We start from the raw sequence: 12,941 nt of genomic DNA on the forward strand, positions 1-12,941 counted from the left end.
GACGGCGGTTGCGGGGCTCACGCCGTCCGCAGCCCCGCGGCGGCCCGGGCGGCCCGCTCGATCGCCGCCGGATCCGGCGTGCCGGGCTTCACCACCCAGCTCCCGCCCACGCAGAGCACGGACGGAATCGACAGCCAGTCGGGGGCGGTCGCCTCGGTGATCCCACCCGTGGGGCAGAAACGCACCGCGCCGAACACCGCCGCGTGCGCCTTCAGCGCCTTGATCCCGCCCGCGGCCTCGGCCGGGAAGAATTTGAACCGGTCGAGCCCGTGGTCGAGGCCGCGCATGATGTCGGCTGCCGTCGCGACGCCGGGGAGGTAGGGCACGCCGTTCGCCTTGGCGGCGTCGGTCAGGGGCGCCGTCAGCCCCGGTGACACGATGAACTCGGCGCCCGCCGCGAGGGCGTTCTCGAGGTCGCGCGGGTTCAGCACCGTCCCGGCGCCCACCACCGCGCCCTCGACCCGGGTCATCTCCCGAATGACGTCCAGGGCGGCCGGGGTCCGCAGGGTGACCTCCAGGGCGGTCAGGCCCCCCTTCACCAGGGCCTCGGCGATGGGCCGTGCCTGGGCCGCGTCGTCGATCACCAGGACCGGAATGACGGGCACGGAGCGCATCAGCGCGTCGATGCTGGTCAGATCGTTCATGGTCGGCAACTCCCTGCTGGTTTCAGAGGCCGGCGGCGGCGAGCATCGCCGAGGCGCCCCGCTCCGCCGTGTCGGCCCCCTGGCGCATGAACGCGAACAGCTCCCGCCCGGTGCCCGTCGCGGGCTCCGGCGCCTCGGCCTCGGGGCGGGCCGCGAATTCCGCGTCGTCGACGAGAACCTGCAGCAGCCCGTCGGCGGCGCTGAGCCGGACGATGTCGCCGTCGCGGATCCGCCCGATCGGGCCGCCGCCCAGCGCCTCGGGGCTGAGATGGATGGCGGCCGGGACCTTGCCCGACGCGCCCGACATCCGCCCGTCCGTCACCAGGGCGACCTTGTGGCCGCGATCCTGCAGCACGCCGAGCGGCGGCGTGAGCTTGTGCAGCTCGGGCATGCCGTTCGCCTTCGGGCCCTGGAACCGGACCACGACGACCACGTCCCGCTCCAGCTCCCCGGCCTTGAAGGCCTTCAGCACCTCGTCCTGGTCGGAGAAGACCCGGGCCGGGGCCTCGATGGTGCGGCGGTGCTCCTCCACGGCGCTGGTCTTGAACGTCGCCCGGCCGAGATTGCCCTTCACGAGCCGCATGCCGCCGTCGGGCTGGAACGGGTTGCCGGGCCGGCGGATCATCGTGTCGTCCAGGCTCTCCGACACCGCGTCCTCGAAGACCAGCTCCTCGCCGTCGAGCTTCGGGTCGCGGGCGTGGTCGCGCAGCGACTGGCCCGCCACGGTCAGGATGTCGTCGTGCAGCAGGCCCGCGTCGAGCAGGGCCGCCATCACGAAGCTCATGCCGCCCGCGGCGTGGAAGTGGTTCACGTCGCCGGCGCCGTTCGGGTAGACGCGGGCGATCAGCGGCACGGCGCTGGAGAGGCGGTCGATATCCTCCCAGTCGATGACGATGCCGGCCGCGCGCGCGATCGCCGGCAGGTGGATCGCGTGGTTGGTCGATCCGCCCGTGGCGAGGAGCCCGACCGCGGCGTTGACGATCGCCTTCTCGTCGACGGAGAGGCCGAGCGGCCGGTAGTCGTTGCCGGCGCCGCCGATCTCGGTGAGGCGGTGGATCGCCGCCCGGGTCACGGCCTGGCGCAGCTTGGTGCCGGGATTGATGAAGGACGCGCCCGGCATGTGCAGGCCCATCATGTCCATCATCATCTGGTTGGAGTTGGCGGTGCCGTAGAACGTGCAGGTCCCGGCCGCGTGGTAGGAGGCGGACTCGGATTCGAGCAGCTCCGCCCGGCCGACCTTGCCCTCGGCGTAGAGCTGGCGGATCCGCTGCTTCTCCTTGTTGGCGAGGCCCGACGGCATGGGCCCGGCGGGGATCAGGATCGTCGGCAGGTGGCCGAAGCGCAGCGCCCCGATCAGCAGGCCCGGCACGATCTTGTCGCAGATGCCGAGCAGGGCCGCGCCGTCGAACATGCCGTGGCTCAGCGCGACCGCGGTCGAGAGCGCGATCGTGTCCCGGGAGAACAGCGACAGCTCCATGCCGCTCTGCCCTTGCGTGACCCCGTCGCACATGGCCGGCGTGCCGCCCGCGACCTGCGCGGTGGCGCCGCGCTCCCGGGCGAACAGCTTGATCTGGTCCGGGTAGCGCCCGTAGGGCTGATGGGCCGACAGCATGTCGTTGTAGGCGGTGACGATGCCGATGTTCATCACCGTCCGCTCGTCGCGGATCGCCGCCTTGTCCTCGCCGGAGGCCGCGAAGCCGTGGGCGAGGTTGCCGCAGGCGAGCTTGCCGCGCCGGACCCCCGCCTCGCGCTCGCGGGCGATCAGGTCGAGATAGGCGCGCCGGGTCTCGCGGGAGCGCGTCACCACGCGCTCGGTGACCGCCGCGACCTCGGGATGAAGCTCGGTCATGCTCGTTCCTCCAGGCTCGGTGCCGACGGGGGCGGGGCCGATGCCGCGAGTCGGGATCGGCCGCGCGGCCGCGTCGGTGCCCGGTATCTAAGGGGTGCGCCGCGGGATGTAACCCGGGGCGAGCGCCGGCGACGCCGCGCGGGCCGCCCGCCGCGCCGTCACCCGCGGAGCGACGTGACCCGCCGCGCCGTCACCCGCGGAGCGACGTGACCCAGGGCAGCGCGACCCCGGACGGCTTCGCTCCGCGCGCGAGGACGGTCACCGGGCGCCTCTGCCCGGACGCCCGACGCCGGCCCGCCCCAGGACGGGGTCGAGCCCCGGGGACGCGGCGCGCCCCCGGACTCAGTACTCCCAGAAGATGCGCTGCAGCTCCTTGGTGTCGCTGGTCTTGGTGAGCGCCACGGCGGCGAGGATCTTGGCCTTGGCGGGGTTCAGGTCGTGGGCGACCACCCAGTCGTACTTGTCGTCGGGCTGCTCGGCGTTGCGCAGGACGAAGCCGTCCGGCACCCGCGACGAGCGGATCACGATGGCGCCCTTGGAGCGGATGTCCTTCAGCTTGTCGACGAGGTAGCCGGGCACCGAGCCGTTGCCGGTGCCGGCGTTGACGATCGCCTTGGCGCCGGCCTGGAGCTCGGCGTCGTAGACGCCCGGGATCATGTTGCCCGAGCCGTAGACGATGCCCACCAGCGGCAGGCTGTCGATCTGGTCGATGTCGAACTCGGAGCTCATGTTGTGCCGCTTGGTCAGCGAGCGGAAGAAGTAGGTCTTGCCCTCGACCACCATGCCGAGCGGCCCCCACTGGCTGTAGAAGGCGCTGGGCACGATGTTGGTCCGCTTGTTCACGTCGCGGCCGCACTGGATGTAGTCGTTCATCGTCACGGTGACGCCCTGGCCGATCGCCTCCTTGCTGGCGGCGACCGTGACGGCGTCGAGCAGGTTGAGGGCGCCGTCGGCCGAGATCGCCGTGCCCGGCCGCATCGAGCCGACCACCACGATCGGCTTGTCGCTCTTCACCACGAGGTCGAGGAAGAACGCGGTCTCCTCCAGCGTGTCGGTCCCGTGCGTGACGACGATCCCGTCGACGTCGTCCTGCTTCAGGAGCTGGGACACGCGCTTGCCGAGCTGGACCAGCTGCGCGTCGGTGAAGCTCTCCGAGGCGATCTGGAAGACCTGCTCGCCGCGGACATTGGCGATGGTGTTCACCTGCGGCACGGCGGCGATCAGCTTGTCGACCGGCACCTTGGCGGCCGTGTAGGTGGCGCTGTTGGCGGCGTCCGCCCCGGCGCCCGCGATCGTCCCGCCGGTGGCGAGGATCACGACGTTCGGCTTCTTCGCCGCGGCGGCCGTGCCCGCCTCGGGCATCTCGCGGGCGCTGAGGGGCGCCGCCCCGAATCCGCTGGCCAGGGCCAGGGCGAAGACCGCTCCGCGCAGGGGAAGAGCCGCGCCGCTTCGGCAGGAGAACATCGGAGATCCTCGATGGTTGACGGGAGAGCGAGTGGGACTCGACGCGGGGATGGTAGCCGCGCCCCGCTCCGAGGCAAGGATCATGCAGAGCGCCGACGCGCAGGGCGCGACGGATCGTTACGCAAGCTCGGGCGTTTATGGGGGTTGCTGTCCGCTCGGAGGTAGATCCCATGCTGCATCTCGCCGGCCTGCTCGAGGAACTCGAGCGGAGCGAGCCCGCGCGGGCCGCGATGTCGATCCTCGAGACGTCCCTCGCGCGCCGCTCGACGGAGGAGCAGGGCGCGTTCTGGCGCGCCGTCGACATCTACTACGTCTCGCGGAAGGCCCCGCCGGAGGCGACCGTGCCGGGCCAACTCGGGTCAAGTAGAGTCGTGCCGGCCGAAGTCGTGCCTGCCGAAGTCGTGCCGGAGCTGGCCGCCGCGTCCTGAGGCTGGCCCCCCGGGTCGGCGGGCCGCGCTCAGGCGCTCGCCGGCACGGCCGGCGGCATGCCGGCGCCGCTCTCGGGCTCGCTGCCCGCGCGCACCGCGCCGCGGGTCTCGGGCATCAGCGCGAAGTAGAGGACGAAGCCGAGCGCCGCGATCGCCGCCAGCGCCAGGAAGGCGGTGGAGTAGCCCGCCGACACGATGATCACGCCGGCCAGGGTCGCGCTCAGGGAGGCGCCGATCCCCTGGGCCGTAGCCACGGCGCCCTGGGCCGCGTTGAACCGGCCGCCGCCGCGGGTCAGGTCGGCGACCACGATCGGGAACAGCGCGCCGTAGACGCCGGCGCCGATGCCGTCGAGGAGCTGGACGCCCACCAGCCAGAACGGGTTGTCCGACAGCGTGTAGAGGACGCCGCGCAGCGCCAGGATGCCGAAGGCGGTGAGGAAGATCGGCTTGCGGCCGATCACGTCGGCCTTCGCGCCCACGAAGATCGCCACCGGCACCATCACGCACTGCGCCGCCACGATGCAGACCGCGATCAGCGAGGTCGCGTGGTCCTTGCCCGAGATGTGCGTCAGGAGCTGGCCCACCGAGGTCAGCATCGCCGCGTTGGCGAGGTGGAAGATCGCGCAGAGCACCGCGAAGATCAGCAGCGCACGGTTCTGCAGCAGGGTGGCGAGGCCCGAGGGCTTCTCCTGCGCCTCCTCCTCGTCCTCGGTCATGCCCCGGGCGAGGTCGTTGTCGATCGCGTCGGCCGGCACCATCAGCATGGCGCCGATCGACAGCGCCGCCAGGATGCCCATCAGCCAGAACACCACCACCGGCCCGAAGAAGTAGGCGAGTCCGCCCGCCAGGGCGGCGGAGACCGCGTTGCCGGCGTGGTTGAAGCCCTCGTTGCGGCCGATCCGCTTGGCGAACATCTTCGGTCCGACGAGGCCCAGCGTGATCGCGGCGAGCGCCGGCGGGAAGATCGTCCCGGCGACGTGGGCGATCGATTGGGTCGCGGTCACGAGGTAGAAGTTCGAGATGAACGGCAGGACGAGGCAGCTGGCCGTCACCGCGATGGCGCCGCCGATCACCACCGCGCGCTTGTGGTTGGTGGCGTCGATCAGCGCCCCGGCCGGCGTCTGCGCGACGAGGCCGAGGATGCCCGCGATGGTCATCACGAGGCCGGTCGTGGCCTCGTTCCAGCCCTGGTCCGGACCGCGGACGGCGATCAGGTAGATGGCGAGGTAGGGGCCGAGGCCGTCGCGCACGTCGGCCAGGAAGAAGTTGAGCGCGTCGAGCCCGCGCAGGGCCTTGGCCGAGGGCGTCCGGCCGCCGGCACCCGTCTCGATCCTGTTCATCCTGCCGCGATCCCCCGACCGGCCGTCGGCAGGCCCCGATCGGGGCCGCACCGCCGCACGCGGGGCTCGACGCCCGCGCGCGCCATCGGTTCCCGCGTCGCCGGGACCTCACGCGGGATGTGAACGATTCTCCGGCCGAAGCGGGCGTCAGGCCGTGTCGGTGCCCGCCGAAGCGTCGGGAATCCCGACAGTCTCTGTCGTCTCTTCCGACAGATCGGTCCCCGGCGCGCCGAGGCCGTAGCGCTCGATCTTGGCGTAGAGGAGCTGCCGCTGGATGCCGAGCCGGCGCGCGGCCCGGGCGCGGTTGCCGTCGGCCTCGCGGAGCGCGGCGGCGATCATGGTCCGTTCCAGGCGGGCCACCGCCCCGGGCAGGTCGCCGGCGAGCCAGTCGKCCACCGCGTCGTCGCCGCGTCGCTCGGATCGCGAGGCCGGCAGATCGACGGCCTCGGCCGCGATCACGCCGCCGCGCACCAGCACGGCGGCCCGCTCCACCGCGTTGCGCAGCTCGCGGACATTGCCGGGCCACTCGTAGGCGAGCAGGCGCGAGGCGGCGCCGCCGCTCAGGCGCTTGCCGGAGGGGACCAGGAAGTGCTCGGCGAGCGGCACGATGTCGGCCAGGCGCTCGCGCAGGGGCGGCAGGGTAATCGGCACGACGTTCAGCCGGTAGTACAGGTCGGCGCGGAACGCACCCTCGGCGACGAGGGCCGGCAGGTCGCGATGCGTCGCCGCCACGAGCCGGACATCGACCCGCGCGGACCGGCCCCCCAGCGGGGTCACGACGCAGTCCTGGATCACCCGCAGGATTTTGGCCTGCATCGCCGCCGGCATGTCGCCGATCTCGTCCAGGAACAGGGTCCCGCCCTCCGCCTCGTGAAAGGCGCCCGCGCGGTCCGAGACCGCCCCGGCGAAGGCGCCCCGGACATGGCCGAAGAGCTCGCTCTCCAGGGCCTCGGCGGGGATCGCCGCGCAGTTCACCGGGATGAACGGCCGCGCGCGGCGCCGCGAGAAGGCGTGCAGGGCCCGGGCGACCTCCTCCTTGCCGGTGCCGGTCTCCCCCTGGATCAGGACCGTGGACGCGCTGTCCGCGACGAGGCCGATGGTCTTCTGGACCTTCCGCATGCCCGCGCTCGATCCGATCAGCACCGGGTCGCCCGGCGGCGGGGCGGCGCTGCCGGGATCGGAGCGGGCGCCGCGCAGCATCGCGTCGAGGGCGGCGGCGAGATCGGCGCGGCCGATCGGCTTGGTCAGGTGATCGTGCGCCCCGAGGCGCATCGCCTCGATGGTGTTGGCCGGGCTCGCGAAGGCCGTCAGGACCGTCACGGGGGGCGGCTCCGGCAGGGCGCGGATCCGCGCCAGCGTGGCCATGCCGTCGAGGACGCCGGGCATGCGCAGGTCGAGGAGCACCGCCGCCACCGGACCCTCGCCCAGCCGCGCCAGCGCCTCCGCGCCGGAGGCGACCGGGAGCGCGGTGTGCCCGAGATCGGTCACCGTCTCGGCGAGCCCGTCGCGCAGGGCTCTGTCGTCGTCGACGATCAGGATGGTTGCCATGGCAGATCCAGGACAAAGGTGGTCTCCGGCACGTCCTCGACCAGCCTCGCCTCGCCCCGATGCGCCACGGCGATCTCGCGCACGATCGCGAGCCCGAGGCCCGTCCCGTCGGGCCGGCCGGTGACGAAGGGCTCGAACAGGCTGGCGCGGATCGCCGGATCGACCCCGGCGCCGGTATCGGCGACGCTGAGGCGCAGCCGCAGCGCGCCGTCGACCGTCACCCGCTCGGCGCCGAGGCGGACGCGCCCGCCGGCCGGCGCGTGCTGCAGGGCGTTCAACAGCAGGTTGTCGACGGCCCGGGCGATCTGCGCCCGGTCGAGATGCGGATGGTCCGCGGCGGGCAGCCCGTCGGCGGTGACCGCGATCCGGACCGACCGCGCGCTCGCGAGGTCCTCGTGCAGCTGCGCGCACTCGGTCAGGAGCGGTGCCACCGGCGTTGGCATCCGGTTGAGCGGCCGCGCCTGCGTGAGGTTGAGGAGGTCGCGCAGCAGCGTGTCGACCCGCGCGATCTGGCCGAGCACCGCCTCGAGGGCGGTGGCGGCGCGGTGCGCGTCGCCGCTGACGAGGGCGTTCTCGGCCTTGAGCCGCATCGCCGCGATGGGATTGCGGATCTCGTGGGCGATGCTCGCCGCCAGCCGGCCGACGGCGGCGAGGCGCTCGGTCGCCACGATGCGCGCCTGAGCCTCTCGCAGCCGCCCGCCGGCGGCGTTGAGGGCGTCCACCAGCCGGTCGAGTTCACGCTCGCCGGTGCGGTCGAGATGGGGCAGGTCCTGCCCGTCCGGGCGCGCCGCGGCGAGCGCGGCCTCGAGCCGGGCGATCCGCCCGGAGAATCCGTACAGGAACCAGCTCAGGAACGCGGCCGATCCGAGCACCGTGGCGGCGAGGAAGCCGAGGCCCGCGAGGAAGCGCGTGTAGGTCGGGCCGTCGTTGACGTGCGCGCGCGTCATCGACCACGCGGTCAGGCCGGTCTCCGGCCCGTGCAGCGGGCAGGCCTGGAGCATCAGGACCTGGGTCCGGCTCGGCCGCCGCTCCGAGACCGCGTGGTCGACCCGCAGCGCCTGGGCGTTCAGCGCCGCGACGGCGTCGCGCTCGGCCGCCGGGAAATCCGTCTTCGGCCCGGATCCCTCGTAGGTCGGATAGGCGTAGGCCACGGATCCGCGCGCGGCGCTCCAGATCCCGCCCTCGAGGCCCGGGAAGCGCGCCAGCGCGACCGACACGGTGCCGACCAGGTCGGCCTCTGCGCGGCTCGCGCCGCGGGCGTGCACCAGGGCGGCGTACCGGTCGATGATCTCGCGGCAGGCCCGCCCGACCGCGAGATCGGCCTGCGCCACCTGGACGCCCGTCGACTGGTCGTAGACGCCGAGCATCAGGTAGGCGGTCGCGGCCGCGGAGGCGACCAGCAGGACCCAGAGCGCGAGCAGCCGGGCGCGCAGGCTGTAGGCCGTCACGGCGTTGTCCGACCCGGCATGGCGCTGGCTCCTGCGGCGCCGTCGCGCGCCCGGACCCCGTTCCTAAGCCATCGACCGGTCCCCTGGCCACGCGAGGACGGTTCGTGCCGTGCACGTCGGACCGCGATGACCGGCGCGGCCTGCGCGTGCGGCCCCCGGACCAGACCCGAACGCGTCCGGAGAGGGACGCCACGACGGGGGCACCGCGTCCGGTGCCCCCGTCGTGGCGGGAAGACAGTCAGTCGCCGATGCGGGCGCGCGCGCTCACTTGCGGTTCGTGATGAGGCTGTCGACGTTCTTGTTCGCTTCCTTATTCTCCTTCCGCTGCATCGCCATCTCGCGCTTGGTGTCCTTCATCGACATCTCGTCGCGCTTGCCCTGCGGCATCTCCTTCGGGGCCGCCAGGGCGGGCGTGACTGACCAGAGACAGGCCAGGCAAAGAGCAGCGCGCGCCGTAGTCTTGAACATGATGCCTCCTCCATTCGATCGGTAGTGCGAGACGTCTTGAAGACATCGCCGGTTCCTCATGCGGGGATCACGGACGTGCGATCCGCCGCGTGGCGGTTCACGCCTCAGGGCGGACCCGAGGGGTTGATCGGCAGGGCGTGGCTTCCGAGCTGCACGCAGGTCAGCATCGCCACGTAGGACGGGGCACCGCCGATCTGGCTCTCCGCCGCGCAGGTCCGGCGCTCCGCCACGTCGAACGTCGCCCAGCGCTTGGCCAGGGCGCGCCGCGCGGCGGCCTCGTCGGACAGGCAACCCCGGTAGCTCGCCCGATCGACGGCGTCGGAGCCTGCCCGGTGCTCCGGCGCGCAGATCGCCCGGATGTTGAAGTCCGGAACCCCCGCCGTCCGGGCGGAGGCCGCCAGGGTCCCGCCGAGGAGCAGTTCGAGTCCCAGGATGGTCGAGATCCAGAATCGCCGCATGCGGCCCTCCCTTCCGCGCGCCGACCGGGCCGCGCCCGAGATCCGTCGGGCGCGGCCGTCCTCAGCGGTCGGTCACTTGCTGGTCTTGGCCCCCGCGGTCGAGCCGGTGGCCTGCGGCGCCCCCTTGTCGGCCGTGGCGGCGGTCGCCTTCTGGGGCACCGCGACCGCGTCGATCACGTCGAAGCGCATATTGTCCTGCGCGGACTTCAGGGCGGCGTTGGCCTCGTAATACTTGCCCTGGTTGATCAGCGTCGCCGCCTGATCGACGTCGGTGATGGTCTTGTTCAGGGGCAGGACCGCCATGGTGAAGTTGACGTCGACGTGGGCGAGCTTGAGCTTCTCCAGGGCGCCCTTCTGGTCCCCCTGGGCGAGGTTCTTGTTCGCCTCGGTGACCGCGGAGGCCTTGGCGGGCGTGGCCACGAAATCGTCGCCGAGGGTCAGCTGCGCGTCGACCGGGACCCAGGCCACCTGCTCCGTGGAGGCCGTCTTGGAATCGGCCTTGGCGCCGGCCTTGGCGTCGGCCTTGTCGCTCGGCGCAGTCGCCTTGTGGGCGGCCATGTCGGCCGGGGACTTGAGATCGGCCTCGGCCTTGGTGAACACCGCGTCGTCGGTCTTGGCCTTCGCGAAAGCCGCCTGCGCCTTGGCGATCATGTCCTTGGCCTGGCCGGGATTGGCCTCGAAGATCGCGAGGCGGGTGAGCTGAAGATCTCTGAAGCCCTGGGCTCCGTCCTTCGAGAGCTTGCCGACATCCTTGTCGACCGCGGCCTGACTCGCGCTCATCTGCGTGCCGTTGTGCTGGGCGGCCTGCTCCGCCGCGAAGGCAGTTCCACCGAGGATTGTGGTGAGCACGAGGGCCGCAGCCATAGATTTGCGATAGGACATAGTAATATCTCCCTCTGCTGCCGGAGATAAGGCCTTCATCTGCATTGGCCTCATTCATTCCGTGTTCAGATAATAGAGCAGCCATCATTTGGTCGCATGACCGAAGGATTAAAAAACGGCAATGCGCCGGCCGCCGTCGCGGGGCTCAGCGCTGCAGGAAGCGGCCGGCGCGCGCCTCCAGCAGCGCCACCAGCGCCGGCGCCATGAAGGCGTGCACGTCGGGGATGTCGAGGCAGACGAGGCGGGTGCTGCGCAGGGCGGCCTCGAAGCGGCGCATCAGCTTGCGCCGGTGCGCGCGCTCCATGACGACGACGATCCCCGCCCAGGCGAGATGATCGGCGTCCACCGGCTCGTCGGCGTCGGGTGACACGCCCGCGCTGGCCGTCTCGATGCCGGGCAGGCGCGCGAAGATCCGTTCCGCGGTCGGGCTGCGGGCGCGCGCCCGGCCGCAGACGAACAGGATCCTCACGCGCTCTTTGCGAGGTCGGATTGCCGCTCGAACAGGGCGCGGTACGCCCCGCCCGCGACAGCGAGCGGGACCGCGCCGGGCCGGTCCGCGACGCCGACGGGTTCGGCCTCCAGGGCGACCAGCTCCTCCATCTCGTTGTTGGCCCGCTGCAGGTGGTTGATGTGGCCGCCGATGTCGCGGAGGTAGCCGTGCACCACGAAGGTCGCGGTCAGGACGTAGGCGACGTCGCCCGGGCTCGCCCGCTCCCGCCACCAAAGCCACAGGGCGATGGCGACGATGACGGTGCGCAGGACGAGCAGCAGCCCGAGCTGGCCGGTGCCGCCCCAGGTGACGATCATCCACGTGCGCCGGGTCCGCCGCTGCCACTTCGCCAGCAACCGGCCGAGCCGTGCCTCCTCCCGCGCTTCCGCGGCGAAGGCCTTGACGACGGCGTTGTTGCCGATCGCGTCGCTCAGCGCGCCGCCGAGGCGGGTGTCGAGGGCGTTCGAGAGCGCGGCCGCGGGCGCGATGACGCGCGTCGCGAGGAGCACGGTCGCGCCGACATAGGCGCTCGCGCCGATCGCCACCGTCGCGCCGAGGGCCGGCCAGTGCAGGCCGAGCACCAGGGCCGTGCCCGCGAGGACGACGAGCGCGGGCAGGAGCGCCAGCAGCAGCGTGTCGTTGAGCCCGTCGATCGCCCACATGCCGCGGGAGATCTTCCGGACGGTGGAGCCCGAGAAGGTGTTGGCGTGCCACTCGGTCGAGAAGCGCTGGACCCGGGCGAAGCCGTTGCCGACGATGTCGCTCATGGTGCGCAGGGAGAGCGGCACCGCGAGGCTCCAGGCGATGTGCCGCAGCAGCGCGGTGGCGAGGCCGAGCCCGGTCATCGCCAGGAAAGCCGGCCAGGCCGCGTCCAGCGCCGCGCGGCGGTCGCTCCCGGAGAGCGCGTCGACCAGGCGTCCCGCGCAGAGCGGCAGCAGGACTTCCGCCAGGGTGGCGAGCGTGATCGCGCCGATGAGACCGGTGACGAGGGGCCAGCGCCTGCGCCAGCTGCGGACGACGAAGGCCAGGACGCGGCGGACCGCGTCCGCTTTCCGGGGAGACGACAGAGACATGCGCGTGCCCGACGCGGGAGGGCGTCGGCTCCGGGTGACGCGGGCGTCCCATCGCGAACGATGCGCGCCGGCGAGATCAGGCAGGACTGGGTTCAGAGGCGCCGGGCGGCGGGGCCGGGCGCGGGCGGGGAGCGGCTAGCTGCCCTGCACGGGGCCGCCGACACATCCTGTACGGAAGGTAGCGTACACAGCAATCATGCAGCTCCCTCCCTGGTGCGAGCGCGACAGGATCGTGAGGCTACGAGAGCCCCGACTGATTCGCAACGCGCGTCGCGACGCTTCGGTTAGCCGGGACGCGCCGGTCCCGCGTCCTTGAGGTTCTGCCGCCGCGGCGGCCGATCCATGCGCCCGGATCAATCCTGCGCGGCCCCGCGAACGGCCGTGCATTGTTGAAAAGCTGACGCAACGCGGTGTAAACACTTTGGGGCAAACTTGGCCGTTGAGCGGTGCCTTGGTTGCGCGCCTCTCTCGGATCGCTGTCGCGGATCCGTACTTGGAGACCGACGGTGTCGCACTCCCTGGTGAACCGGGACGCGCTCGAGGAACTCACGGCCGTGATCGGCACGGAGAAGCTCGTCCGCATCCTTGACCGGTTCGTCGTCAGTCTCACCACCGCCTTCGAGGGGCCGGATCGCGCCAACGACGATTACGGTCGCGAGGCGCACACGCTGGTCTCGATGTCCGGCATGCTCGGCTGCGCCGAACTGTCCCGGGCCTGCCGCGGCCTCGAGGAATCGGCCATCGCGGGCAACGATCTGACCCGATCGCTGGTCGATCTCAGGACCCTGCGCGACCGGACGGTCGCCGCCCTGCGGGACCTTCAGGCGGAGACGCGGCTGAGCGCCTAGC

12 protein-coding genes and 1 pseudogene are annotated in these 12,941 nt (G+C 72.3%); 2 read left to right on the top strand and 11 right to left on the bottom strand.

The genetic code is table 11. The features are described from left to right. Nucleotides 1–17: 17 nt before the first annotated feature. From eda to MMR14E_RS21270, 3 genes are all read right to left on the bottom strand, one after another. Nucleotides 18–644, bottom strand: coding sequence for a bifunctional 4-hydroxy-2-oxoglutarate aldolase/2-dehydro-3-deoxy-phosphogluconate aldolase (eda, locus tag MMR14E_RS21260; RefSeq protein ID WP_331317028.1), 627 nt, complete (start codon nucleotides 642–644; stop codon nucleotides 18–20). Between the two features lie 22 nt (nucleotides 645–666). After that, complete coding sequence (gene edd, locus MMR14E_RS21265) at nucleotides 667–2,493, bottom strand: phosphogluconate dehydratase (RefSeq protein ID WP_331317030.1); 1,827 nt, start codon at nucleotides 2,491–2,493, stop codon at nucleotides 667–669. Between the two features lie 342 nt (nucleotides 2,494–2,835). Next, nucleotides 2,836–3,957, bottom strand: coding sequence for an asparaginase (locus tag MMR14E_RS21270; protein ID WP_331317032.1), 1,122 nt, complete (start codon nucleotides 3,955–3,957; stop codon nucleotides 2,836–2,838). Nucleotides 3,958–4,127: 170 nt separating this feature from the next. Between MMR14E_RS21270 and MMR14E_RS21275 the strand changes: the two genes are divergently transcribed. Further along, nucleotides 4,128–4,385, top strand: a complete 258-nt coding sequence (locus tag MMR14E_RS21275) for a hypothetical protein (RefSeq protein WP_331317033.1) — start codon at nucleotides 4,128–4,130, stop codon at nucleotides 4,383–4,385. A gap of 29 nt (nucleotides 4,386–4,414) precedes the next feature. Here MMR14E_RS21275 and MMR14E_RS21280 read toward each other — a convergent pair whose 3' ends face one another. The 8 genes and pseudogenes from MMR14E_RS21280 to MMR14E_RS21315 all read right to left on the bottom strand — a co-directional run. Continuing rightward, complete coding sequence (locus MMR14E_RS21280; RefSeq protein ID WP_331317035.1) at nucleotides 4,415–5,725, bottom strand: MFS transporter; 1,311 nt, start codon at nucleotides 5,723–5,725, stop codon at nucleotides 4,415–4,417. Nucleotides 5,726–5,872: 147 nt separating this feature from the next. Continuing rightward, the gene (locus tag MMR14E_RS21285; RefSeq protein ID WP_331317037.1) at nucleotides 5,873–7,273 is read right to left on the bottom strand and encodes a sigma-54 dependent transcriptional regulator; all 1,401 of its coding nucleotides are present in this window, start codon (nucleotides 7,271–7,273) and stop codon (nucleotides 5,873–5,875) included. Then, on the bottom strand, nucleotides 7,258–8,721 hold the full coding sequence (locus tag MMR14E_RS21290; RefSeq protein ID WP_331317039.1) for a HAMP domain-containing sensor histidine kinase: 1,464 nt from the start codon (nucleotides 8,719–8,721) through the stop codon (nucleotides 7,258–7,260). The genes MMR14E_RS21285 and MMR14E_RS21290 overlap by 16 nt, the downstream gene beginning before the upstream one ends. A 264-nt stretch (nucleotides 8,722–8,985) precedes the next feature. After that, a complete protein-coding gene (locus tag MMR14E_RS21295; RefSeq protein WP_331317041.1) occupies nucleotides 8,986–9,189 on the bottom strand; it encodes a hypothetical protein in 204 nt (67 codons plus the stop codon). Nucleotides 9,190–9,293: 104 nt separating this feature from the next. Then, nucleotides 9,294–9,647 (bottom strand): hypothetical protein, encoded by a 354-nt coding sequence (locus MMR14E_RS21300; protein ID WP_331317043.1) that lies wholly within the window; start codon nucleotides 9,645–9,647, stop codon nucleotides 9,294–9,296. A 72-nt stretch (nucleotides 9,648–9,719) separates the two neighbouring features. Then, entirely contained in the window at nucleotides 9,720–10,529 is an 810-nt protein-coding gene (locus tag MMR14E_RS21305) for a YfdX family protein (RefSeq protein WP_331317044.1), read from the bottom strand. Nucleotides 10,530–10,674: 145 nt separating this feature from the next. Further along, entirely contained in the window at nucleotides 10,675–10,998 is a 324-nt protein-coding gene (locus MMR14E_RS21310; protein WP_331317046.1) for a phosphotyrosine protein phosphatase, read from the bottom strand. A gap of 38 nt (nucleotides 10,999–11,036) precedes the next feature. Continuing rightward, nucleotides 11,037–12,092 (bottom strand): annotated as a pseudogene (locus MMR14E_RS21315) (ABC transporter transmembrane domain-containing protein); the annotation flags it as partial. Nucleotides 12,093–12,598: 506 nt separating this feature from the next. On the opposite strand from MMR14E_RS21315, the gene MMR14E_RS21320 reads away from it, so the two are divergent. After that, nucleotides 12,599–12,940, top strand: coding sequence for an Hpt domain-containing protein (locus MMR14E_RS21320; protein WP_331317047.1), 342 nt, complete (start codon nucleotides 12,599–12,601; stop codon nucleotides 12,938–12,940). Nucleotide 12,941 lies beyond the last annotated feature (1 nt).

This window comes from Methylobacterium mesophilicum (assembly GCF_036441335.1).
In the GTDB taxonomy this organism is placed as follows: domain Bacteria; phylum Pseudomonadota; class Alphaproteobacteria; order Rhizobiales; family Beijerinckiaceae; genus Methylobacterium; species Methylobacterium mesophilicum_B.

What these genes read in the sequence shown, in the direction of transcription:
- eda (WP_331317028.1), bottom strand. Translation starts at nt 644, where the DNA reads ATGAACGATCTGACCAGCATCGACGCGCTGATGCGCTCCGTGCCCGTC.
- edd (WP_331317030.1), bottom strand. Translation starts at nt 2,493, where the DNA reads ATGACCGAGCTTCATCCCGAGGTCGCGGCGGTCACCGAGCGCGTGGTG.
- MMR14E_RS21270 (WP_331317032.1), bottom strand. Translation starts at nt 3,957, where the DNA reads ATGTTCTCCTGCCGAAGCGGCGCGGCTCTTCCCCTGCGCGGAGCGGTC.
- MMR14E_RS21275 (WP_331317033.1), top strand. Translation starts at nt 4,128, where the DNA reads ATGCTGCATCTCGCCGGCCTGCTCGAGGAACTCGAGCGGAGCGAGCCC.
- MMR14E_RS21280 (WP_331317035.1), bottom strand. Translation starts at nt 5,725, where the DNA reads ATGAACAGGATCGAGACGGGTGCCGGCGGCCGGACGCCCTCGGCCAAG.
- MMR14E_RS21295 (WP_331317041.1), bottom strand. Translation starts at nt 9,189, where the DNA reads ATGTTCAAGACTACGGCGCGCGCTGCTCTTTGCCTGGCCTGTCTCTGG.
- MMR14E_RS21300 (WP_331317043.1), bottom strand. Translation starts at nt 9,647, where the DNA reads ATGCGGCGATTCTGGATCTCGACCATCCTGGGACTCGAACTGCTCCTC.
- MMR14E_RS21305 (WP_331317044.1), bottom strand. Translation starts at nt 10,529, where the DNA reads ATGTCCTATCGCAAATCTATGGCTGCGGCCCTCGTGCTCACCACAATC.